Genomic DNA, 23,008 nt, shown 5'->3' on the forward strand with positions numbered 1-23,008 from the left:
GCTATCCGCCTTGCTCGTGGGCCATGACGTCGCGCGCACCGCGGAAGTGCTGCTGCGGCGAGTACGCGAGAAAGTTCGACACGCGCGAGGTGTACACGCAGGCATACTCCTCCACCTGCGCACCGAAGCTGGATTCCTCGGTTCCTTCCTTGAGGAGCGAGCCCCAGAAGGGATGGAACCGCGAATCGATGCGCCGCTCGAGCACGGATAGCTCCGACTCCACCGTGCGGAGCAGGCCCCGCACCCGCTCGACCGAGCGCTTCACCCGGCCTCGCTCCGCCTCGAGCTCCGTGAGCCGCGTGCCGTTGCCCGTCTTTGCGTCGATCAGCCTCGACAGCTCTTTGTAGCGCGCTTGGTAGAAGCGCAAATCATCCTCGAGGTGCTCGCGCGTATCCTCCAGGTGCAAGGTTTGCTCGAAGTCGTCCGCGCAGGCTTGGTGCGCATGCACCTCGGTCTCGAGCTCCTGGATGATCATCGCCGTGCGCCACACGCTCTCCTTTTTGGAGCGCAGGATGTCGCCGTAGATGTGATCGCCCACGTACAGCACCTGATCGCCGCTCACCCCGAGCGCCCGCTCGAAGTCGTGCAGGTTGCCGCCTTCGTAGACCTTGCCGCGCTCCAGCGGGAACGTGGCCGGACGCACCTTCTCTTCGCGCTCCGTGATGATGCGCTCGAGCAGCGGACGCCGCTCTTGGAAGAACGCCGGCTTCGTCGCCGCGACCACCACGATGTCGAAGTAGTTGCGCCACGACGGGTACTCGACCATCGCGCCACCGAGCAGGTACGTCATCATCTTCTCGGTGTACGGCCAGCGCGAGTTGGTCAGCAGAAAGAGCTTCTTTCCCGCACTTCGCAGCTTGTGCAAGGTCAGCGCGAGATCCGGATCGCGGTTCACGTAGCGCGGCAGATCGCTGACCACGGCATCGAGAATGGTGCCATCGCGGTGCGCTTCGTCGATGCACTCGCGGATGTCGGTGAAGAGCTTCGCGTAATCCACCGCCTGCCCGCGCTTTTCCAGCGCATCGACCAGCGCCGCGTAGAGCGAAGCCTCGCTCAGGGCATACAGCGTGTCGATCCAGTGGTAGCGCGGCGTGGCCGGGCGGAGCTTTTTCGCGTGGTAGAGCGCGCGCAGCTCGTCTTTCGTGAGCTGGCGGAAGCCGTGGTAGCCCTTCGAGACGTGCTTGTAGCGGTCCATCTTGAGGATGTGACCGAACCGCTTGTCGATGAGCAGACCGCGCACGGCAAAGTCGACCTCTTGCGGGATGTCGACGATGAAGTGCGGGTAGCCGCGCCGCACGAGCTTGTCGACGGTGGCATCGATGGAGAGCCGGTCCATCTGCGGCTGGTCGTAGATCGCCAGGGTGTAGTCCATGTCGAACCCGACCCAAGTGATGCCGCTCATCCGCATGTCGCGGTTTGCAAAGACGCGGCGCGAGCGGACGATGCCCGGGGTCGAGGGTCGCGAGAGAAAGTCTTCGAGCGGGAGAACCAGCTGCTCCGTCGCCGGGGTCGTCGGAATGGCTGTCAAAGGCCGCGCTTCGGTCACGCTTTCACTCGAGGAGTCAACAGGTTCGCTTTCGGGGGATTACGAAATCGTCCCCCAGGCAGAGGGGTTCTTCTTCAAAAAGTGCCACGTTTTCAGGTTGGCGACGAGGTAAGCCGCGTGTTCGCGACGGTTTCGGCGCGGAAGCGCGAGCATCCGCTTGGCAATGGCCGGCAACCCATAGAAATGCTTGTACGTTCGGTCGAAGCCGCTACGCAAGGTCCGGGCGTCCATCCCGGTCGGCTGAACGAGAAGGGAGCCGTAGTCGTAACGGCCCCAATCCTCGTTCAAAATGCGGCCAGCCTGGCGCATCTCCTCATGATACGCCGTCCCGGGGTAAGGCGCCGGTGTGAAGAATTTCACCAGTGAGACTTTGTGGTCCACCAGGAATTTCAAGGTCTCGTCGAACACCCCGTCGGTCTGCCCATCCATGCCGAACATCATCAAAGCGATGACCTGGATGCCCTTGGCCCGCAGCGCTGCCAGGTCCTCCGCGTAACGCGGGGCCCGATTGAAGCGCTTCTTCAGCGAGTCGAGCACCGGCTCCTCGTTCGACTCGAGGCCGATGGAGAGCGCCACGCACCCCGAGCGCGCCGCCAGATCGAGCAGCTCCGGATCGCGGGCAATCTCGATGGTGCACTGGCTCGTCCACTTGATTTTCTCGGGAATGAGCCGGGCGAACAGCTCCTTGGCGGCGTCGACGTCGGCGATGGGGTTGTCGTCGAGAAAGAGCAGGTTGCGCCCGCCGAACGCCTTGATCTGCCGCACGTTCTCGATGACCGCATCGATGTTCCGGGTGCGGTAGCTCCGCTTGTAGAAGGCCTGCACCGCGCAGTAGTTGCAGGGGTGCGGGCAGCCGCGGCTGAAGACCAGCGGCCAGTGAAAATAGAGCCGGTAAAAGGGGCTCGTCTTCCACTTGTCCCAGCGAATGAGCTGCAGATCGCGGTAGTCGATGTTCTGATAGATGTCGGGATGCGACGTCTCCGCGATGGTGCGGTCGTCGTTTTTCGGGCGCGAAAGCGTTTTCCCCATGCGAACGAACTCGCCCGCCCGGTACACGCCAGCACTGCGGCCCGCCGCGAGATCCTCCAGCGCACGGGCGAACACGGTTTCGGCCTCGCCCACGACGATGGCGTCGGCGTGTGCAAGCGAGCGCTCGTGCGGGGCTAGGGATACCCAGGGCCCGCCGAGAACGACCTTTTTCCCGCGGGCGCGGAATGCATCGGCCAGGTCGTACGCCCGGGAGATCTGCGGTCCCATGGCGCCGATGGCGACCACATCGGCCGGGTGATCCAGGTCGACGTCGGCCATGAGCTCGTCGACGATGTCGACCTTCCAATCACGAGGGGCCAACGCCTTGAGCGTCGGCATGGTGAGACCGCTCGTCCAATAGCGCGTGGTTTTGACGAGTCTTCCATCGGCCAGATGATGCGAAGGTGAAACCAAGTAAAGGCGTGGCATGGACGGCGTGTGCTCGTAGCGAAAAGTGGGCCTGTGAATCGGTGGCCCCGGCGAGGGTGCGCCGGTGGAATTTGCACTGGACCGGAAAGGTAGACAGACTCTAAACGAGGCCTACTAGGTGAGACCAGGCGGATAAATGAGAATCATCGTTTTGCGGACCGGCGACGCCATCCCTTCCGTTGCGGAAAGAACCGGACAGCAGTTCTTCGACTTCATCAAGGGCACGGCGGGCGATTCCTGGCCGTACGACTGGGAGTGCATCGACGTTCGCACCTCCCAGGTGAGTCAGGTGAGTCAGGTGAGCGATGTCCAGCTGCCTGATCCCCGGCAGGTGAAGGGTGCCTTCATCATCACCGGATCCGCGTCCAGTGTGACGGAGCGGGCACCCTGGATGTTGCAAACCGAAGACTACATTCGTCGCATCGCCGACGCCGAGGTGCCACTTCTGGGCATTTGCTTCGGGCATCAGCTCATTGGGCAGGCGTTGGGCGGCGAGGTGGCGAAGAATCCGAACGGGCGCGAAATCGGGACGGTGCGCCTCGAGGTAAGCAAGGACGATCCGCTTCTCGCGGGACAGCCCCGCAGCTTCGACGTGCAGACGACGCACTCCGACTCCGTCGTGCGCTTGCCGCCCGGTGCCGTCGTTCACGCATCGACGGCGCTGGAGCCGAACACAGTGTTCTCCGTCGGGCCGCACATCCGCGGTGTGCAGCATCACCCGGAGATGAGCGACGCGATCATCCGCGGCTACGTCGAGGCCCGCTACGACATTATCAAAGGCGAGGGGCTCGATCCGGAGGCCATTCTCGGCGCGATCCATCCTGCGCCGGAGAACGGGCAAACCCTGCGGAATTTCGTGCGAAACTTCGTGCTTCGCGCGAGCTGACTGGCAGAAGTCGCGCAAATTCCGAGGTTGCGCTCGCGCGGAGGCAACCGCGAGTGCGCTCGACTGCCAATTGGATGGGGTGCTATGGAGCAACGGGTCCATGCATCGCGTTACGGTTACACGAGGGGTCGTCGCGGCAGCGTCGTTGGTTCTTTCGGTCCTGGCCGCGTGTTCGCTCACGGTATCGCCCGGTGATTACGCGCAAGGTGGCACCTCGGATGCCGCCGCCCCGCGACCGCCGGTGCCTGCGGGTGGGGCGAGGGTGCTCTTGCTCGCGGGGCAGCGGAAAGCCGTCGGCACCGCCGATCTGGACTGGTCCATCGAGGAAACGATGGCGGGGATCATCGAGTCCGATGGAACCGTGGGCCAATTCCTGTACGACCGCGCGCCGCCCATCGAGACGTCGGACTATTCGCAGGCCACGATCGACAACGGAAGACTGCTCATCACGGCCTTCGTTCGAGGGCGTTTTCGCGGGCAGCCGACGCCGCCGCGGCTCGCCTTCGCCCCGATCGACACGGGCTCGGGCGCCATCACCCGCGATTGGTCGATGGTGGAGATGGATGCTTCGGCGGTGCCATCCCAATCCAGCGTGTCGCTCGTGCGGCCGACCATGCTCGTGGCCTCGGGCGGTGTCGAGCCGGCGACGCTCGAGGATGGCGGGCCGACGACCGTGTTGAGCGCGAAGGTGCTCGCGGCAAGCGTCGATTTGGACGGCCGGAAAGCGGCATGGGCGCCTCTGGAGGGCGCGCTGTCCGGCGCACGATCCGGTGCGCGGTCCTTCGTTCACAAGGATTTTCTCTACGTCATCGGCGGGCGCGTCGAAGGCGGAGCCCTCAGCGATGTCGTCGATGTCACGCGGCTCGGAGCCGATGGCAAACCGGGGGCGTTCACTGCGGCGACGAAACTCCCCGTTGCCATGGGGATTCCCGAGGTGATTTCGGCGGCGGGAAAGCTGTTCGTGGTGGGCGGCCTCACGTCCGGGGATCGCGTGACCGCGAAAGTCTTCGCCGCGCCGATCAACGAAGCCGATGGAACGCTTGGTCCGTGGGTCGAGGGGCCTGCCATGCCTGCCGCGCTCGCGCTGGGCGCCGTCGCGTTTCACGGCAACAGGCTCTATTACTTCGGCGGCATCGCTCAAACGCTGAACGATGCCGGCGCTGTCGCCGATCAGAACCCGACGGATGGTATCTACGCGCTGGACGTGGCGGCCGACGGAACGCTGGGGACATGGCGCCCGGTAGGAAAACTTCCCGCCCCGCGCGGCGGTCTCGCGGCAGTGGTGCTCCCATGAGGCAATGGTCTTTCGCGCTTTCGTTCGCGTGCATCGCAGCATTCAGCGTGCATTGCTCGCTGACCTCGTCGCCGGGCGACTACTCGAGCGAGTACCTCACCCCGCAGATCGCTGCGGCGCCGTCGCACGTACTCGTCGTCGCAGGTCAGCGCGATGCCCTCTCGGGCGAGTTGGGCGACATACCGACGGGTGACGCGTGGACGGCACGGCTTCGTGCGGATGGCAGCATCGTGGGATGGACGGCGGTGCCCTCGGCCCCCGTGCTTCAGAATTCGCGGGCGACGTTGCTCCTGAACGGGAACCTCTACGTTCCCGGCGTTCGATCCAGGAAAGCCGCGGACGACGTGCAATTCCACGTCGGAATTGGGCTGATCCCGCTTGCAAACGAGTCGCTCGGTTCTTCATGGAACGTGACGTTCGCCGACCTGTCGCAGAACGGCGACTCGGGCCTGCTCTTCTTGCCCCAGGGCGTCTTGTCGGTTGGAGGCTTCGACAGTCAGACGACCCTTAGTTACCTCGACGACGTCTGGTTCTCGGCTTTCGACGAGGCGCAGAAGACGTTCTCTCCGCGTGCCGACGTGGGGCTGAAGACCGTCAAAAAGCGCGGTCATCCGACGGTGGTCGCGTACAAGAACTTCGTCTACGTGATGGGCGGTGATTCTCCCCAGGATACGAAGTCGGCCTCGGTGGAGTTCTCGGTGCTCACGGACAAACTTTCCCCGTTCACCGAGACCACGGCCATGCAGAATCCGGCGACGGGGCAGCCGCACAGGATCGAGAACTTCACCGTGTGCACGGGCGAGGGGACGATCTACGTGATCGGCGGGCGGCCCGTCGGATCACCGACCGACGTGGTGCTGATGTCCCGCATCGATGAGGCCAACGGCCAGCTTGGTCCGTGGCAGGCCATGAACAAATTGCCCGCGGCCCGCGCGGGGGCCGGCTGCTTCATCGCACATGAGAAGCTTTACGTTCTTGGCGGGCTCGGCACGTCGGAACGCGCGACCTCCGTATTCTGGGCGCCGATTCGGCCCGACGGGACGCTCGGGCCCTGGGATGCCCAGTCGAGCGCGCCCCTGCCGGCCGCACGGTCGCAGATTGCAGCGACGGCATACTAGCGCCCCGTCCGTGTGAGCCGACAAATGGCGCCGGCGCGACTTACGTAGAGGGTTAAAGCAGCCTTGCACGCGTATCTCCAAATACGCTGGGCTCGGTTCATCTGCTGAGATACCTTCGTCGTCGACCGATTTCTGCTAATTTCCTCACTGTTCCAGGATGACGCAAAATCCCTTCCCGCAACGAGGACCCCAGCGGCTGGGCCGCTACACCGTCTTCGCAGAGATCGCGAGCGGCGGGATGGCCTCGGTGCATCTGGGGCGTCTCATGGGATCGGCCGGTTTCTCGCGCACGGTCGCGATCAAGCGGCTCCATCCGCACTTGGCCCGCAACCCGGATTTCGTGGCGATGTTCCTCGACGAGGCGCGGCTCGTGTCGCGCATTCGTCACCCGAACGTCGTGCACACGCTCGATGTCGTTTCGGACGAGAACGAGCTGCTCATCGTCATGGAGTACATCCAGGGCGAGAGCTTGGCCCGCATCATCCGCGCGGCGAGCACGCAGGGGATGAAGCTTCCGCCCACGGTGGCCTCGGCCATCTTGGTCGGCGCGCTGGATGGGTTGCACGCCGCACACGAGGCGACGAGCGAGCGGGGCACGCCGCTCAACATCGTGCACCGCGATATTTCGCCGCAGAACATCATCGTGGGAAGCGACGGAGTACCGCGCGTGCTCGACTTCGGCGTGGCCAAGGCCGCGGGCCGCGTCCACGAGACGAAGGACGGCTCGGTGAAGGGCAAGTTCGCGTACATGTCCCCGGAGCAGCTCGGACGCTCCGACGTGGACCGCCGCACCGACGTGTTTGCCGCGGCCATCGTGCTCTGGGAAACGCTGACCGGCGAGCGGCTTTTCGACGGCGACAACCTGGCCGAAATCGTCAATGCGGTGGTGAACAAGGAAGTACCGCCGCCGAGTTCGCGGGTGCCCGAGCTGACGCCGGAGCTCGATGCCGTGGTGATGCGCGGTCTCGCGCGCGAGGCCGATCGCCGCTACGCATCGGCGCACGAGTTTGCGGTGGCATTGGAGCAGGTGTGCCGGCCCGCTTCGGCCCGCGAGGTCGGCGAGTGGATCGAGTTTCTCGTGGGCAATACGCTGCGCGCGAATCGGTCGCTGGTCGAGCGCATCGAGAGCGAGACGTCGCAGCCGTCGGAGGTGCCGGTTTTTTCCAATGCGGCCACGGAGATGGCCAGTGCGGTGACCGCGACGCCGCGTCCGCGCGAGCAGGATCCGTCGTTCCACTCCGGGAGCCACTCGCGCTCCATTGCGGCTTCGGCGAGCAGCCTGTCGGCGTCGTCGTCCTCGTTCCAGTCGAACGTGCACGGCCCTGGGCCGCGTGTGCCGGCGTTTTTGCAGCCCTTTCAGGAGTCCATCGTTCCGTGGTGGAAGGCGCTGGGCGCGCTGGCGCTGGTGACGTTGGTGGGGCTCGCGGGGATTTACACGATGGTGCAGCTCTGGAAGCCGGCGAAAGGCAACGAGCCGATCGCGCCCGTGCCTTCGGCAGCGGCACCGCCTCCCGCGGTGGCCACGGAAACGGCGGCAGCGCCGGCGCCCGTACCGACTGCGCCAGCGGCGTCGGCATCCGCACCGAGTGAGGCCGCATCGGCGACGGCGGTTCCGACGGATACCGCCACTGCGCCAACGAGCACCTCGCGAAAGCACCGACCGCATACGGGTGGGGCGTCTTCCGCATCGGTCGATTGCGAGAACCCGTTCATCATCGACTCGTCGGGCATCAAACGTCCCAAGCCGCAGTGCTTTGGCTCCAAGTAGCGGTAGCCGATTGGCCACTTCGCGACTAGCATTCAGTCGCTAGTGATGCGCTCTTTCTCTTCATCCTACGGGACCAAACTAATCACGGCGTTGACGACATGGACGGTGTTGGCCGCAGCACCCGTTGCGCATGCGGCGGACACCAACGTGTGCGTGAGCAGCTACGAACAGAGTCAGAGTTTGCGCAAAGGCGGCAAGCTCCGTGATGCGAGGCAGCGCGCACTCGAGTGCGCACGCGACACGTGCCCCGCGGTTCTTTCGCGCGACTGCCAGCGATGGATCACGGAGCTCGACGGAAGCATCCCCACGGTGATCTTCGACGTGCGCGGCCTCGCGGGCGAAGAGCTCACGCAGGTAACGGTATTCCTCGATGGCAAGAAGCTGGTCGAGCGCCTCGACGGCAAGGCCATCGACGTCGATCCGGGCACGCACACCTTCAAATTCGTTCCGGGCGGCGCTTTGAAAGACGCCACGCGCGAATCCACCATCGTGATCCGCGAAGGCGAGAAGTACCGAAAGGTCTCCGCGAGCTTCGAGGACAAATCGATCAGCGCCCAAGCCGCAAACAAATCGCGCCCCGTTCCCGTCGCCACATGGGTCTTCGGCGGCATCGGCGTCGCCGGCCTCGCCGCGGGCACCTTCTTCGCCCTGAGCGGCAACTCGAAAAAGAGCGATTTGGATCAGTGCAAGCCGCAGTGCAATCCGAGCGACGTCGATTCCATGTCGCGCAATTACGCCATTGCGGACATCGCATTCGGCGTCGGCGTCATCTCCGGCGTCGCCGCTTTGTACCTGTACCTCACGCGCCCCACGGTAGAAGAGGCCCCACCTCCCGCCGTCGCAAAGGCCTTGCGCTCCTTCTCCGTGGCCCCGTCCCAAGGCGGCGCCCAAGCCACCTGGGGAATGCAGTTTTAGCAATTCGTATATGGCGCGCCGGCGCCACGATGGAGCGCCGGCATCCTGCCGGCGGTTAGCCGGCTTCCAGCCGGCGCCGACCCCGTCGCACCTGCGTAGAAAGAAACATCGCCGTTTCCGGTGACGAAACTCCCCACGGCCCTCCAAACCGTTGGAGTCCGCAGCTTCGCGTCGTTAAGCCGTTTTGGAAACATTTCCAACTTCCCGACCTCCTCACCATTGGTCATTGCGAGTTCACGAAGCGATTCGGCGGCGCGCGTACCGCGGTTCCCCTTCGCATCGGTGCTGATTCCGCAATTCACTGACAGGTCGCGGTGCATCCTTGGGCGCCAGAACCCGATAGCCTGAAGGTATAACCCTGCGCACGATTGCAGCGTCCCTCCGGGATATACGAAGCGGCCCTGCCCATTAGGTGTTCATTCAGATCATCGTGGGATGCTGGCCGCGAGCATTCCGGGAAACGATAATTCCATCGTCTCCCTTCACCGAATTTGAATTCACTATGCGCGCGAGCGGCCCGCGATCATGAAACCGTACGTGACCGCTCCGCGACCGGCACTCTGCCAAAGCGCTTATCCAAGCCGATAATTCCATTCGAACGCGCATTCACGAAAGGCGCTGTCAACGGCCTTCGCCCTGCCCGAGCACCCCTTTCAAGGCGCATTCGATGGCATGGAAGAACCCTTCGGAACCAGCCTTCCCCTTTCTGCCATGGCTGCCCGAACCTGTACCGCGAATCGCCCCGCCATCACTTCACGAAACGCGCAAGTGAAGACACCCATCAGGTGACCGGATGACCTTCCATTGGCGACGCATAATGCATTACGCCCATAATCAAAGAACCGAAGCTGCAATTCGACATTGGTAACGGTCAATCGGTGTCGAGCGACTGGCCGTATTGGAGTGCCAAATCGTTTCAAATCTTGGAGCCGGCAACCGCGCGTCGCCTTGCCAGCGCGTAACCACGCACCAACGCAGTACGTCGATTCGAAATTAGATTTACAAACAAGCGCCGTACGAATATGGGTATGCGCGCCGATTTCGTCATAGCAGTTCGCCCGCGAATTTATTTTTCGACAACTGCAGCAAATTCCAAATCGAGCACACCGGTTCCTCTCCCGACCGCGGCCCACACGCCGATCGGAATCCATTTCTCTAACTCTCGCGACACCGGAGGAAATTACCATGTTGAATCAAATTTTGGCGTTGGGCATTCCACTCCTGGCAGCACTACCGTTGGCGAGTGACGTGAGCAATTCGACTCAGCCTCCGCCCGATCGCATCACCATCGACGTCGTGACGGTGAATGGGTCGGGATGTCCTATGGGCACCGCGGCGGTCGCCGTTTCGCCGGATAATACGGCGTTCACCGTGACCTACAGCCAATTCCTCGCACAAGCCGGCGGTGGTGTTCCATCGACGGACATGCGAAAGAACTGCCAATTGAACCTGGACGTCCACGTCCCTCAGGGTTTCACCTACGCCATTGCTCAAGCGGACTACCGCGGCTACGGACACTTGGAGACCGGCGCCAGCGCCATTCAGCGTGCCAATTACTATTTCCAGGGAATGTCCCAGACTGCATACCGAAACCACAATTTCAGTGCTCCGCTGGACGACAACTGGCAAACCACGGACACCACCGAGGTCTCGGCCCTGGTCTACAAGCCCTGCGGCGAGCAGCGCAATTTCAATATCAACACCGAATTGCGCGTAAACGTGCCCAGTGGCGCCACCCGTACCAGCTTCATGGCCATGGACTCCACCGACGGCGCCATCAGCACCAAGTACCACTTCGCCTGGAAGGTTTGCCCTCCGTGATGCGGTAGACAAAGTCGCCCGTCTCAGATCCGCTCGAGCTTACTGCCATCCGCCTATCGCCCAATCGCCGCGACAGGCTTGTCGCATCGGTTTGTCCTCGCAGCCAATGTGCCCTGCGATAGCGTGTTGGTGGACTCGAGCGGATCTGGAACGAGGCGCGGCGTCGATGCCGAACCCGCGATCTCTCCAATGTCATCGGAAATCGTGTCGGGATTCTGCGTGTTACTGGGGGCACTTCAGTCTAGAGAATCGATGCCACCAGCCACCAGCACTCAATGAATTGCCTGCGTCCCTATCCGGTGTCTCAATTGAAGAAACGGTTTCCGGTCGACGGACACTTCCCGGGATGATCGATATGCCAATTCCGCGGGGAAGTCATGTGCCCTGAAGGGCTGTCACCAGCGCTGCAGTCCGGTGACGCTGAGCCCGGGGCCGCGCTATCGGCGAGGTGCCAGCTATTTCCATATACGGTAATAGGCTTCGTCTCAGCCAATGATGCTGGGCGCCCATCGAGGATGCCGTCGCACGTGCTGCAGATTCTGAATGTGTTATTGCCCGGGTCTGGTCCACGAGTTCCAAGATCGATCTCAGCGATTGGGTCGATGACATGAACCAAGATATTATTGTCGGCCAGGAAGGTGGACTCGCGTACTCTCATGCTTCCCATACCAGACAGATTGATCGCCTCCCCAGTGGCCGAGAAGGTACTTCTCGTAATGCTTAGTGGTACATTTGAGTTGGTGTATCGAACGAACAGTCCGGCAAATTCGTTGTGGTGGATGGTAACATCTGTAAGGCTGGTCGGCCCGCTCGCAATGATGGCGGCAGCGCCGGGTCGGTCATCAAGCGGAGAACAACAGTGATGGTCGATTTCGCTCCCTGTCACCGCCAGAGCTCCGCCCGCGGCGTAGATGCCTCCTCCACTATGGTGGATGCGACTATGAGCAATCGTTAGCTTTGCGTTGTCTGAATAGATCGCGTCACCCAACACTTCTGAAATATCGACGGAATCGAGGAAAACGTCTGTCTTCGCATGGACTGCTGCTCCACCCAGAGCGTGGATATTCACTGATTTTATCGTGACCAGACCAACGTTCGACGTGACGATGGCACCACAAAATCCGCGGATGCCGAGGTTCTGAATCTTGGCGCTTCCCTCGAGGCTGAGAGCCCTCAGGATAATGCTAGTACACGGCGTTGCACCGGGGCCCACCAGCACAGTCCCCAGAGCACTCTCTCCCTGGATCGTTACATCCGCCGGTATACTCGTTGCGCCCTGAGAGAACGTTTCCCCATGCGCTGTATCGTAAATACCGTTCTTGATAGATATCGTATCTCCCGCTCGAGCGAACGTGGTTGCTCTGGCAAGAGAGCGGAACGGATGTTCGGCCGTTCCGGACGATTCGATGTCAGGATCAACAGCGTTGCTCCCGATCGGAGAAGCTGTGATCGCGAATATCGAAATGGCGTCCGGAAACGTCGAGGCTCCCGACGGAGTCGTCACTTTGACCGATTGCGAGCCGATGGGGGCGCCGTGTGGCACGAGGAACGTGAAAACGAGCTCTGTTGATGTCTTCGACGAGATGTCACCGTTCAGTGCATCTGAGTCGGTGCCGACCGTGACGGTCATGACACCGTCCAAGCGCTCTCCCGTGAGGTGCACTTCGATTGCACGATTGGTCGGCGCGCCGCCGAAACCTTGCCGTATCGATCTCGACGGATTGCCTGCGATGGTCACCGCAGTGATCCGAGGTCGCGTGTCGGTGGACCCTTCGTGACCACCAGCGTCTTCCGACCCGCACTCGGTACCTTCGCAGGTCTGGAAGTAGGACGGCGGACAACCGGCGACGAGAACACCGATGACGGCAGCGGTTCCGAGTCCAAGCAAAGAAGAGCCGGTGATGGTGCGCATGATTCTTAGTTGCGCCGTCCACGATAGCATAGGCGTCCCAGACTCGAGCTGGGCTAGAAGCTCGTTCGAAGCTGGACGCCGGACATTCCTGGAGAAATTAAGGGGAGGATTGTCGCGTTGCGACTCGCCGGCGCTGCCTTCGGCGAAAAATACCAAATGAGTCCACCCGCCACCAGCGCGGCGCCCGCCGTGCCGTATGCGATCCATGCAACGAGCGCGTCGAACTCGCCTGCATCCGCGAGAGCCTTGGAACGTGCGCACTCAGGGCTGTTCGGAGTCGCGCACGCTCGAGGATTTTCATCCATCTTGTCTCGGTTGTACTTCGCACCCAACGAGAACCCAATGCCCGTTCCGAGTGCGACCACCGCCGTTCCGCCCAGGATCCACGTGGCCACCGGTGGAGTGGAAATACCGGACGGTCTCTCGCGAACCGGCGGCGGCACTGGTTTTTGCTCCCGCGGAGGGGTTGGCATGATGGGAGTTGGTGCCTCGATCAGCGTTTCCTGCGGCGGTGCTTCGAACGAGACCTCCGTTGGTTCACCGGCGGCGGCATCCACCTCTCTGTGCTCGGTCTCACCTTCGAGCACGGCTTCGACGGCGTGCTTCCCCGGGGCAACATCGAGTCCTTCGGTGCGTTGCTCGCTCGTCACGGCCAGGCCGTCCACGGTCACTGCCACACCAGCAGGGGCAACAATACGTAAATGACCGGTCTGTGCCGCCAATTCGGCCAGCAGGCCCGTTGCCTTGTCCTTCTTTTTCGGGTCTGCGCGCGGATCCGCAAGGTAGGCTCGTAAATGCCTCAGGGCTTCCAGTGGATGACCGGAATCCGCCTCGGCTACCAGCAGATTCCATCGCGCCTTCGGTGACGGAGCGAGGGCGTACGCCTGCAAGAACTCAAGCCTCGCCGTCTCGGCGTCGGCTCGCTTTACGGCATCGAAAGCCCGCTTGGTGTGCTCGGCCGATTCTCGCTGGGCGCGGGTGAGCGTCGTTGGGGGCTCGGCCCGGACAGTGGGCGCACCGAATAGTGCCGCCGTCGCGAAGACGAACGCAAAACGGCGTCGGTGCAAGCTCGTACTTCCGGACCCCGACGCCATCTTTCGTAGGCCGCATCATGCGGCGTCTGTTTTGCGGACGTCAACCAAGTCGCACAAAAGTCAACAGTCTACGGTCCCGACGAGGACCGTAGACTGAAGAGTGCATCCCGTAGACTTACTTCTTGGGTGCGACGGTCGGCGGGGGCGGTGCGCCGTTGCTTACCACCAGGGCGTAGTCCGCGTCCGTTTCCGGCGTTTCTGCGTGAGTGTCGGCGTTGACCTCATCGGCGATGACCTCGATGATCCACTCGCCGGCGGCGGGGTTGGCAACGATGACGTTTTCCACGGTGTCGAGCACATTGTGCTCGCCGCCGGGCGTGGAGGTATTCCCCACCTTCAGGCCATTGTTGCCCCAGTAGATGGTGCCGTCGGGGGCTGTCACCTTGAGGTCCAGATTGTTGATCCGATGCGGGGTGCCCGCGGTCGTCGGCACCGTGGCTTCCTTGTCGGCGTAGGCCAAGGTCGCGCGGAAGTCCGTCGCGCCAGCTTCCACCGTGCGGCGGTACTCCTTGGTCTGCAGATTCTGCAGAACGTCGCTCTCGTTCACGACGAGGATGTTCGAGCGGCGCCCGTACAGACTCTTCATGTCAGGGAAGCCCCAACCTTGGTGCGTACGCGTCAGGTCGTGCGTCTCACCCTCGAACGGGTAGGGTGTGGCCGAGTTCACCAAGAGCGCCTTGGTCGTCTGGGCGTGCGGGCGGTTCTTGAAGCGGTACGACGCCGTGTCTTCCCCCTCGGCGCGAGGAATGAGTTCGTTGCCGAAGGCCCCGTTGGTCCAAAGTTCGATGGTGAGCCCAACGTAGCCCGCGACCATGGGCGTCGCGCCCGACGTGCCACCGAAGGTCCCGTAGCCGCCGTTGACCGTGGCGGTCGTCGTCTGGTCGTAATAGGCGCAGAGCTCGGGCTTGATGCGCCCGTCCTGCGCCGGACCGGTGCTGCCACCGGCGTTCCATTTGTCGTCGGCCGGATCGACCGTACCTTGGTGGTAGACTGCGCCGATCGAAATGATGTTCTTCGCCCACGCCTGCGGTCGCGAATCTTGATTGCCCGCATTGCTTTGGCTCTGCGTAATCGGGATATCGTGCTGCAAAATGAGCGCATCCATCTCCGCCGAGCGGGCATCGTAGATGCGTGTGCGATTGTAACCCCATGACGCCGTTTGGAACATGACCTTATGCTGGTCGATGAGCTCACCGACGAGTTTCGCTCGGTCGCCAATGGCTGTATTGAAGAGTATGTTGTAGTTCGTGTAATAGCCCTGGCCATTCGGCAGAATGCCGTGCGCCTTCGCATTGCCAAGACCATCGCTGAACACGATGCCAAAGGTCTGGTGCCCGTGTGAATCGGACTTCTTGGCATCGTCGTTGTTTGGGTACCAGATCGGCGTCGTGCGGATACTCTGCTCCCCGACTTGCACCGCCTTGAAATCTGGATGCGTGGGATTGATGCCCTCCATGATGTGGCCCCGAATGCCGATCCCGGTGTAGTCCGGGAACGCGGGATCTGCGTCGGGCAGTGCATCGAGATAATTCGCGCCACCCTGAATACGCGCATTCTCGAAGTCCTCTTCGATCGCCGTACCCTGCTCGACCCAAAGCACCTGGTCGAGCTGCGTCAGCGCGCCCACCTGCGAGCGCGGAACTTCCGCCTCAATCAAGATGCCCTCGCCATTCACGAGGATCTTCCCACCCAGAGCGCGGATATGATCCGCCAAAACGGCGCGATCGGCTTTGGGGTCGACCATGACGACGTTGACGCGGACGGAACCACCGAAGCTGCGGGTAACGGCCAGGCCGTCATCGGTTCGGTCGGCGGCGGTCATCGGCGTCACGGCGCGCACGAAGGGCAGCGCGGAAATGCGCGCAATCGCTTCTGAATCGGCTCGAACCAATTGCGCATTGCCGTGCATGTATTGATGCACTTGGCCGCCCGCCGCCTTGATGGCGCTTCGGTACTCCTCGATAGGCTGCGACACGTATTGCACGATGTGCAATTTGGACGACGCGGCGTTTCCGAGGCTCGGTGATTGGACCTCCTGGGTGGGGTCGAATCGGCGATGGCGCAAAATGACATCGTACGAAGTGCTCTTGGCCGGGTGCCATCCGCGTGCGTCTTGAATGGCGTAGTAGGGTGTCGTCTCACCCGAAACGGTCTCGTTCCACGAAAGAACCTGGGTTTGCGCTTTGGTGCCCTGCATTTTAACGAGGGCTGCGCCATCCACTTTGGCTCGAGTGGTCCGCACCACGGCCGACCCGACGCTCAACGTCGATTGGCCTTCGCGCTGCTCTACTTTGAAATCATTCGAATTTGCGCCGGATCCGCCCGGCCCACTCGATCCACCGGGCTCCGATTGGCAGGCGGCTGCGAGGATGAGCAATCCAAATAATCCGAGATACCGCTTATGATGCGCCATCGACATCCTCCATTCTTGAGAGCCCACGTGGGCCAAAGAAAGAAACGGCCGGGGGCCTGCAGAGCGCGAGCCCCCACCAGGATGGAAAAAAACGGCCTTTGAAAGGGCAGCGAGGTTGCCCGTTCTTAGTGCCGGTGTCGATGGTTTTTTATTCGTGCTTCCCTTCCCACTTTACGATTTTCAAATCGAGCACGAAAATCGAATAGAGGACGGGAACGATGAGCAAAGTGACGAAGGTTGCAACCGTGAGTCCACCAATCTGCGCATAACAAAGGGGTTCCCACAGGGGGCCACCCTCTACGGCCAATGGAAACAGCGCAAATACCGTAGCAGCCACGGTGATCAGAACCGGTCGCACGCGCAGAATGCCCGCGTCAATCAACGCGTCGCGCAGCGAGTCGCCCTCGGCGTGGCGCTCCTCGATGAAGTCGAAAAGCACGATCACGTGGCTGACAATCACGCCAATGAGGCTGATGATGCCCAAGAACGCCATGAATCCAAAGGGCGCATCCATGAGCGTCAACGAAACCAGTGCACCGGCCACTCCGTAGGGGATGGCGGCAAAGAGCACCATGGGCTTTGTCGCGCTCTTGAATTGAATGACGAGCGCCAGAAAAATGCAGGCAATCGAAATTCCCAGGACCACGACCAGGTTCTTGAAGCCTTTGACCTGCTCCTCTTCTTCTCCGGCTATTTCCAACGTGAAACCTGGCGGAAGCTCGGCGGACAACTTGGCCAGGGGCGCGTGCACGTGCTTCATGATCTCCGAGGGCAACGTCCCGCGCTCGGGCATCGCCGACACCGTGACGGTGCGGAACTGGTTTCGCCGCTTGATTTTCTCGGTGACCATCCCGTACGTCACATTGGAAACCTGACGGAGTGGGATGCGCTGATTGGAAATGCTGCCCTGTACATACAAATTTTCGACATCGGAGAGCGCAGCGCGCTCGGCAGCACGAAGGCGCAATACGATGGGGATCAGGTGATCGCGCTCGCGTAGGGTTCCCACCGCCAATCCATCGAGTGCGCCGGCCGAGGAGCGGGCCACGTCCAGATTGGTCACCCCCGCGAGATTGGCCCGGTCGGCATCCACTTCCAACTTGACCTGGAAGCTTTCTTCACCCCAATCGTCGCGCACTCGCTCCGTTTTCGCGGCCTCGCGAAAGATTGATTTCGCCTTTTCTGCAAACGTGCGCAATGTGCCCATATCCTCGCCGGATATGCGCACCGCCACGGGGATGCCGACCGGTTTGCCGTTTTCCAATTCGCGGACGTCGATGCGCGCGCCGGGCACCTCGCGCGACAGTGCCTGCTGCAATGGGCCGATGATTTCGGCGGTCTGGTGCTTGTCGTAGACCTCCAGCACGACCTGCGCGTAATTGACTTGTTGTTGTTCCGGCACCACGGAGAACCAGAATCGCGGGCCACCGCCGCCCACGAACGTGGTCATTGTCTTCAGGACCTTTTCGGGCTTTCCGCTTTCGCCCACGTGCGTCTTCTCGAAGGCATCCAATGTGGTGCGCACCACCTCATCGACCTTCCGGACCGCCTCGTTGGTCTCGGCGATGGGCGCGTCCTCGGGCAGCCACACATCGATGTACGATAAATAGGAAAGGTCGTGCGGGAAGAAGGCATTTTTGAGGTGCTTGGCATAGCCAAAGGCCAGCACCAGCAGGACGACCGACCCGCCGAGGACCCACCACCGGCGATCGATCGCCCGACCGACGACGCGCTCGTAGAAGCGGCCGAAGCCCCGCTGTCGTCGTTCGTGCATCGTCGGCTCGAGCTTCGCCGGAGGCTTCAGCAGATAATAGGCGAGCACCGGTGTGAACGTGTACGAGACAATGAGCGATGCAATCAGTGATGTGGTGAGCACCACCGGCAGGGTGAAAATGAAATTGCCGACGTCGCCAGGCAGCGACAGGAATGGCAAATAGGCCACGATGTTCGTGATGGTCGCGAAGATGATGGCCATCGCCAATTTCGTCGGCCCGAGCCAAGTGGCAATGGTGCGCGGGTGGCCGATTCCCAAGTTTTGCTTGATGGAGTCGCAAGCCACCACGGGATTGTCCACCAAGAGGCCCAGCGCAATGATGAGCGAGGCAATGCTGATCTGCTGCACGTCGATGCCGAGCAGCTTCATGATGCCGAAGGTCAAGGTCAGCGTGATGGGAATGCACAAGGCGAGCATCAGCGCCGAGCGCCACTCCCAAAAGCCAATCAAGGCCACGACGACGACCAGCGCCACGGCCTCGAAAAGGCTGCGCATGAACAGATCGACATTTTCCACGACCTGCCGCGGTTGATCGCTGGTGCGCGCAATGACGAGATCCTCGGGTAGCGAGCGCCCGACCTCGGCCAGGGCCGCGTCGACCTGATTGCCGAAGTCTTGAATCTGCGCGCCGGAGCGCATGAATACGCCGAGCGTGACCGCGCGGGTGCGTTCCCATTGGCCATCCGCGCCACTCGGATTGCGGGTGCGCCGCGTGAGGCGGTTCAAATACGACGGCGGACTTTCGTATCCGCGGGTCACGTCGACGACGTCGCGCAGGTACACCGGTTGTCCGCCGGTGGAGGTGGCGACCAGCAGCGTCTTCAAATCGTCGGTGCCGCGAAGCTCTCCCGAGGCATCGATGCCGACGGACTTACCGCCGATATCGAGCACACCCGCGGGCGTGGTGATGTTGCGCGCGGAAAGAGCCTGGCTCAATTGGTCGGCGCTGAGGCCATAGCTGGCGAGCTTCTCCTGCGAGAAATCGAGAAAGACGCGCTCGGGAAGAACGCCGCTGCGCGTGACGCGCGAGACGATGGGAACACCGAGAAGCCGCTTTTGAATCGCATCGGTGAAATCGTCGAGCTCGCGGTACGAGTATTTCGCCTCCGCCACTTCGCGAAGGCGCGTCTCGGTCTCCGCGGGGTCGAAAATGATGGCCGCGCGCCACACGTCGGGGTGAATTTCCGAGGTGCGCATGCGATCGCGCAGAAAGGAAAGGGCGATATCGCGGATCTGGCCTTCTTTGGCGTCGGTCTGGGCATCGAGGCCCATGAATCCGGGACCCTCGAAGAAGCGAACGTCGTGCGCGATGGCCACGTCATTGTGAAGTCGCGCATATTCGCCCATGGCCTGCACGGTGCGGCGCAGGTCTTTCGGGTCGAGGGTGACGGGAAAGGCGTACACGAGGCTTCCGCGCTTGGCTTGGAATTCCGGCGGCACACCGGCCCGTGTCTCGCGAATGAGCCGCTCGATCGGCCGCGCCCGGAGCTGAACTTCGATATCGTTGGTTCGCGGGCTGGCGACCGTGAGCATCATGTTGGTCGTGTCGCCGAAGTCGCGCAGATAATTGATGGGCGACGCTCCCTGCGGAAGGCGACCATTGAGCGCGGCCAGGCGTAGGGCCAAATCGTCGAGCTCCTTGCTGACGTCCTTCAAGCCCTCGACGAGCGTGATGGTGATGACCGCAACGCCTTGGCGAACGGTGGATTCGATCTTTTCGATCTTTTGATTCTCCGCGATGGTCGTTTCCATCTTGCGGACGATGAGATCCTCGATCTTTTCGGCCGTTGCGCCGGGCCATGCGACGATGGCGGCCGAGACGCGCACTTGCACCTCGGGGTCTTTGCGCTTGGGCATCGCCATGTAACTGAAGATGCCCCAGAAGATGGTGCCGATGAGCAGGACCCAGGCGACCGCGCGCGTCTCGACGAAGTAGCGCGCGATGTTTCGGGTCGAGGCAATGCGTTGTTCGTCCGATTTTGCTTCGGTGCCGTGGGACATGATGGTGCCTTTGGCTCAGGGAAGAACGCGAATTGGCGATTTGTCGACGAGGAGCGTCGCGCCCATGGAGACGACGCGTTCACCGCGCTGGAGTCCCCGGATGACTTGCACGCCATTGCCCAGCACGTCGCCCAACTCGACGTCGCGCAGGTTTGCAATTTCGCGATCGCCCTCTTTGGTGGCCACGAACACCGAGAATCCGCGCGGATCGTTCGGCGAGCGAACGATGGCGGTGAGCGGCAAGGCCAGCGCGGTCTCCTGAATGGCCCCCTCGGGCACTTTGAGCGAGGCGACCATGCCGACCTTCAACGCATCTTTGGGATTGGGGACGGTAATCTCCACTTCGAACACACGGCTCTTGGGATCGGCCGAGGGCGCGATGCGGGTGATGGTGCCGTCGAAGTCGGCCTGCAAAGCGTCGACGTGGATGCCCAGGGTGGCGCCCATTTTCAACTTTTCGATCAAGGTGTCGGGTGCACCGAATACGAATTTGACTTTTTTGGTATCGGCCAGAATGAACCCGACGGTGCCCGGGGATGCGAAGGTGCCCGCCTCCACGCCGCGCTTGAGGATGACCCCATCGATGGGCGCGCGAAGGGTGGTGTCGCCGAGCAGGATCGTCGCATCGCCGACTTGAGCCTGAGCGCCCTGCACGGCTGCCTTGGAGGTGGCCAACTTCGCGGTCATCGAATCCAATTCGGCGGGTGCGATGGCGTTGGTGGCGACCAGCTTTTGCACGCGATCGTAATCGATTTGCGCTTGCTTCTGATTGGCATTCGCCTGCGCGAGCTGCGCATTGGCCTGGGCGACCTTTTGCTGGTAATCGCTTTCGCGAATCGAGGCGAGGACGGTACCGGCTTTGACGAAATCGCCCTCTTGGACTTTTCGCATTTTGCCGTCACTGTCCTTCACTTGAAGAAGTTCGCGAATGTAGCCCCCGACCTTGAATGCCAAATCGACACGCGTGGCCGGTTCGATGCTGCCCGAATAACGAGCACCGCGCGCATCGGCCGGTGTCTCGACCGCGCGCACTTTGACCGGAATAGGCACATTTGCGCTGTTATTCGACCCCTCGCCCCGGTGGCAGGCCACGGCAATCAATGCGGCAATGGGAAAGACCCATCGAACTGCAGCATGCATAGCGTGCATCTCGGCATCCCCTCCGTCGTTACTTTGGATGGTACGGGAGATTTCGAATCTAGCGGATGATGATAATGATCATTATACGCAGCTCTGCTGCGGAGTCGCGAAAAATGTTGCCTCGGTGCCCTTCAGCCAAAATGGGACAACGGTGCAGTTGTCACTTTTTCGACACGCGGAAGGCGATAGGCGTCTTCTCTTTTTCGAAATTACCGACGTTTGTGGGTTTTCGATTTGGGTGGTTCTACCCGTAGGTAGCCGCGCCGGAGGAAGGTGAAGATCTCTTCGACGATGGTTTCCTCGGGGTGATCCCAGCCGCGCAGGATGACCTGATAGAGGAGCTCTTTGACGACGCCCATGGTCATGATGGCATACATGGCAGCATCGCCGATTTCGACGATGCCCAGCTCTTGGCCATCGCGCAGGCTTTGCTCGAGGAGCTTGCCCACTTCGTCGTAGAAGGAATGCAGGCGCCGGTCGAAGGCTGGGTCGACGCCGAGGGCATCGGCGAGAAGGATCTTCGTGGTGGCGCGATCCTCGAGCAGGATGCTGACGATGCGGCGGATGTTCTCCGAGACTTGGTCGGCCACGCTGCGCTGCTGATCGTACGGGTCGACACGGACGATGTTCATCGCGAGCTTGGCGATGAAGCGGTCGACGATCTCCTCGAAGATGGCGCGCTTGTCGGCGAAGTAGAGGTAGAAGGTCCCACGCGCCACCCCAGCGGCGGTGACGATGTCCTCCACCTTGGCCGCGTGGTAGCCGCGTTTCGCGAACACGTCGCGTGCGTGAGTCAGTAGCTTTTGGCGCCGCTCGGACTTTTCCAACGGATCGGAGATACTAAGGCAACTCTGGACTGAAAGGATCGCCACCCTTCGGTGAGCACTCGAGCACGAGCGCGGCTACGATTCCGCTTGTGCCAAAGGCGATTGCGGCGCTTGGGTTCGCGAACCACTTAACGATGTGCCCCTTCGCCGCGATGCATGCGAAGGATCGCTCCACCGCGAACCTGCGCGCGAGTGGATCGCCTCTCGCGATTCCCCGCGCTCTTGCCCCCGCCCTTTGCCATTGGACGAGAAGCCAGCCAGGTAGGGCGGTTCACTGTACAAACAGGCCGCGATCGCCGCGAGTCCGCTCGCGTTGGCCGCGCTAGCTCGCCAGCGACTCCAACACGATGATGTCGTCCACGCCGATTTCCTCGGCCTCCTCGTCCTCTTCGACGACGATGGTGTGCGTCGGCATGGCCTCGCCCGCGAGCTCTCGGCCACCGGGCGTGAAGACGCCGCTCTGCGGATGCACGCACTCCTTGTCGAAGGAGACCTTGCGGCAATACTCGCAGACCGACAGCCTGCAGCGGTAATCTTGCGGCCGCATCAAATAGTCGGCCGCGAAGAGCGAGAGCACACGGTCGGACAGGCGCAGCGACTTGTGGTTCATCGCCACGTACATGACGCGTCCGTTTCCGAGCTTGAGCGATGCGACATGGCCGGCGCTCACGCAGTCTTCGACGAAGCTCGGATCGCCCGTGAGGATGTGGTCCAGCGCCTCCGTGACCTCGTTGCGGACCCGATCCACCAGCTCCGTCACCGTCTCCTTGGCGACGGTGCCTTGATGCTTCGGAACACCACCGCCGTGGCCTCGCAGGGTCGCGAATTGGTAGGATTCGACCAACCACTCCGCCAGGTCCCGTTTGTTCCAGCGACGGGTTTCCAGGAAGGCGACGCCGGCATCGCGGCAAGCAGCAGCCACCTCCGCCGGGTCGAGCGATATCCGTTCGATTTGGGAGATAAGCCGCTGCATGGTCACCTTGTAAGCAAGCCACGTGCTACGTGACATCGCGGCGACGGGTCACCGCAACCTGGGCTCGA

Annotated in this window: 15 protein-coding genes; 6 read left to right on the forward strand and 9 right to left on the reverse strand. The window is 62.0% G+C overall.

Features of this window, described 5'->3' with window-relative positions; translation table 11 throughout:
• Window position 1: 1 nt before the first annotated feature.
• Both LZC95_12110 and LZC95_12115 read right to left on the reverse strand, forming a co-directional pair.
• Window positions 2-1,546: an HAD-IG family 5'-nucleotidase gene (locus LZC95_12110; protein WXA97575.1), complete on the reverse strand. Its 1,545-nt coding sequence runs from the start codon at window positions 1,544-1,546 to the stop codon at window positions 2-4.
• Between the two features lie 39 nt (window positions 1,547-1,585).
• A complete protein-coding gene (locus LZC95_12115) occupies window positions 1,586-3,004 on the reverse strand; it encodes a B12-binding domain-containing radical SAM protein (protein ID WXA97576.1) in 1,419 nt (472 codons plus the stop codon).
• Between the two features lie 136 nt (window positions 3,005-3,140).
• Here LZC95_12115 and LZC95_12120 point away from each other — a divergent pair, with 136 nt between their 5' ends.
• The 6 genes from LZC95_12120 to LZC95_12145 all read left to right on the forward strand — a co-directional run bounded on the left by LZC95_12120 (window position 3,141) and on the right by LZC95_12145 (window position 10,806).
• Window positions 3,141-3,890 carry a glutamine amidotransferase gene (locus tag LZC95_12120; protein WXA97577.1) on the forward strand — a complete coding sequence of 250 codons (750 nt, stop codon included), beginning with the start codon at window positions 3,141-3,143 and terminating at the stop codon, window positions 3,888-3,890.
• Window positions 3,891-3,990: 100 nt separating this feature from the next.
• Window positions 3,991-5,184 (forward strand): hypothetical protein, encoded by a 1,194-nt coding sequence (locus LZC95_12125; protein WXA97578.1) that lies wholly within the window; start codon window positions 3,991-3,993, stop codon window positions 5,182-5,184.
• Window positions 5,181-6,302, forward strand: coding sequence for a hypothetical protein (locus LZC95_12130; GenBank protein WXA97579.1), 1,122 nt, complete (start codon window positions 5,181-5,183; stop codon window positions 6,300-6,302). Before LZC95_12125 ends, LZC95_12130 begins: the two co-directional genes overlap by 4 nt.
• A 157-nt stretch (window positions 6,303-6,459) precedes the next feature.
• On the forward strand, window positions 6,460-8,070 hold the full coding sequence (locus tag LZC95_12135; protein ID WXA97580.1) for a serine/threonine protein kinase: 1,611 nt from the start codon (window positions 6,460-6,462) through the stop codon (window positions 8,068-8,070).
• A 90-nt stretch (window positions 8,071-8,160) separates the two neighbouring features.
• The gene (locus tag LZC95_12140) at window positions 8,161-8,985 is read left to right on the forward strand and encodes a hypothetical protein (protein WXA97581.1); all 825 of its coding nucleotides are present in this window, start codon (window positions 8,161-8,163) and stop codon (window positions 8,983-8,985) included.
• 1,185 nt (window positions 8,986-10,170) lie between these two features.
• Window positions 10,171-10,806, forward strand: coding sequence for a DUF4360 domain-containing protein (locus LZC95_12145; GenBank protein WXA97582.1), 636 nt, complete (start codon window positions 10,171-10,173; stop codon window positions 10,804-10,806).
• A 304-nt stretch (window positions 10,807-11,110) separates the two neighbouring features.
• Here the strand turns inward: LZC95_12145 and LZC95_12150 are convergent, their stop codons facing one another.
• The 7 genes from LZC95_12150 to LZC95_12180 all read right to left on the reverse strand — a co-directional run bounded on the left by LZC95_12150 (window position 11,111) and on the right by LZC95_12180 (window position 22,940).
• Window positions 11,111-12,718: a DUF1565 domain-containing protein gene (locus LZC95_12150; protein WXA97583.1), complete on the reverse strand. Its 1,608-nt coding sequence runs from the start codon at window positions 12,716-12,718 to the stop codon at window positions 11,111-11,113.
• Between the two features lie 53 nt (window positions 12,719-12,771).
• Window positions 12,772-13,785 carry a hypothetical protein gene (locus LZC95_12155; protein ID WXA97584.1) on the reverse strand — a complete coding sequence of 338 codons (1,014 nt, stop codon included), beginning with the start codon at window positions 13,783-13,785 and terminating at the stop codon, window positions 12,772-12,774.
• A 142-nt stretch (window positions 13,786-13,927) separates the two neighbouring features.
• On the reverse strand, window positions 13,928-16,225 hold the full coding sequence (locus LZC95_12160) for a S8 family serine peptidase (protein WXA97585.1): 2,298 nt from the start codon (window positions 16,223-16,225) through the stop codon (window positions 13,928-13,930).
• A gap of 148 nt (window positions 16,226-16,373) precedes the next feature.
• Window positions 16,374-20,000, reverse strand: a complete 3,627-nt coding sequence (locus LZC95_12165) for an efflux RND transporter permease subunit (protein WXA97586.1) — start codon at window positions 19,998-20,000, stop codon at window positions 16,374-16,376.
• 15 nt (window positions 20,001-20,015) lie between these two features.
• A complete protein-coding gene (locus LZC95_12170) occupies window positions 20,016-21,149 on the reverse strand; it encodes an efflux RND transporter periplasmic adaptor subunit (protein WXA97587.1) in 1,134 nt (377 codons plus the stop codon).
• Window positions 21,150-21,349: 200 nt separating this feature from the next.
• On the reverse strand, window positions 21,350-21,919 hold the full coding sequence (locus LZC95_12175; protein ID WXA97588.1) for a TetR/AcrR family transcriptional regulator: 570 nt from the start codon (window positions 21,917-21,919) through the stop codon (window positions 21,350-21,352).
• A 370-nt stretch (window positions 21,920-22,289) separates the two neighbouring features.
• Complete coding sequence (locus LZC95_12180; protein WXA97589.1) at window positions 22,290-22,940, reverse strand: hypothetical protein; 651 nt, start codon at window positions 22,938-22,940, stop codon at window positions 22,290-22,292.
• Between the last annotated feature and the right edge of the window lie 68 nt (window positions 22,941-23,008).

The organism is Sorangiineae bacterium MSr12523 (assembly GCA_037157775.1).
Taxonomy (GTDB): Bacteria; Myxococcota_A; Polyangia; order Polyangiales; family Polyangiaceae; genus Pendulispora; species Pendulispora brunnea.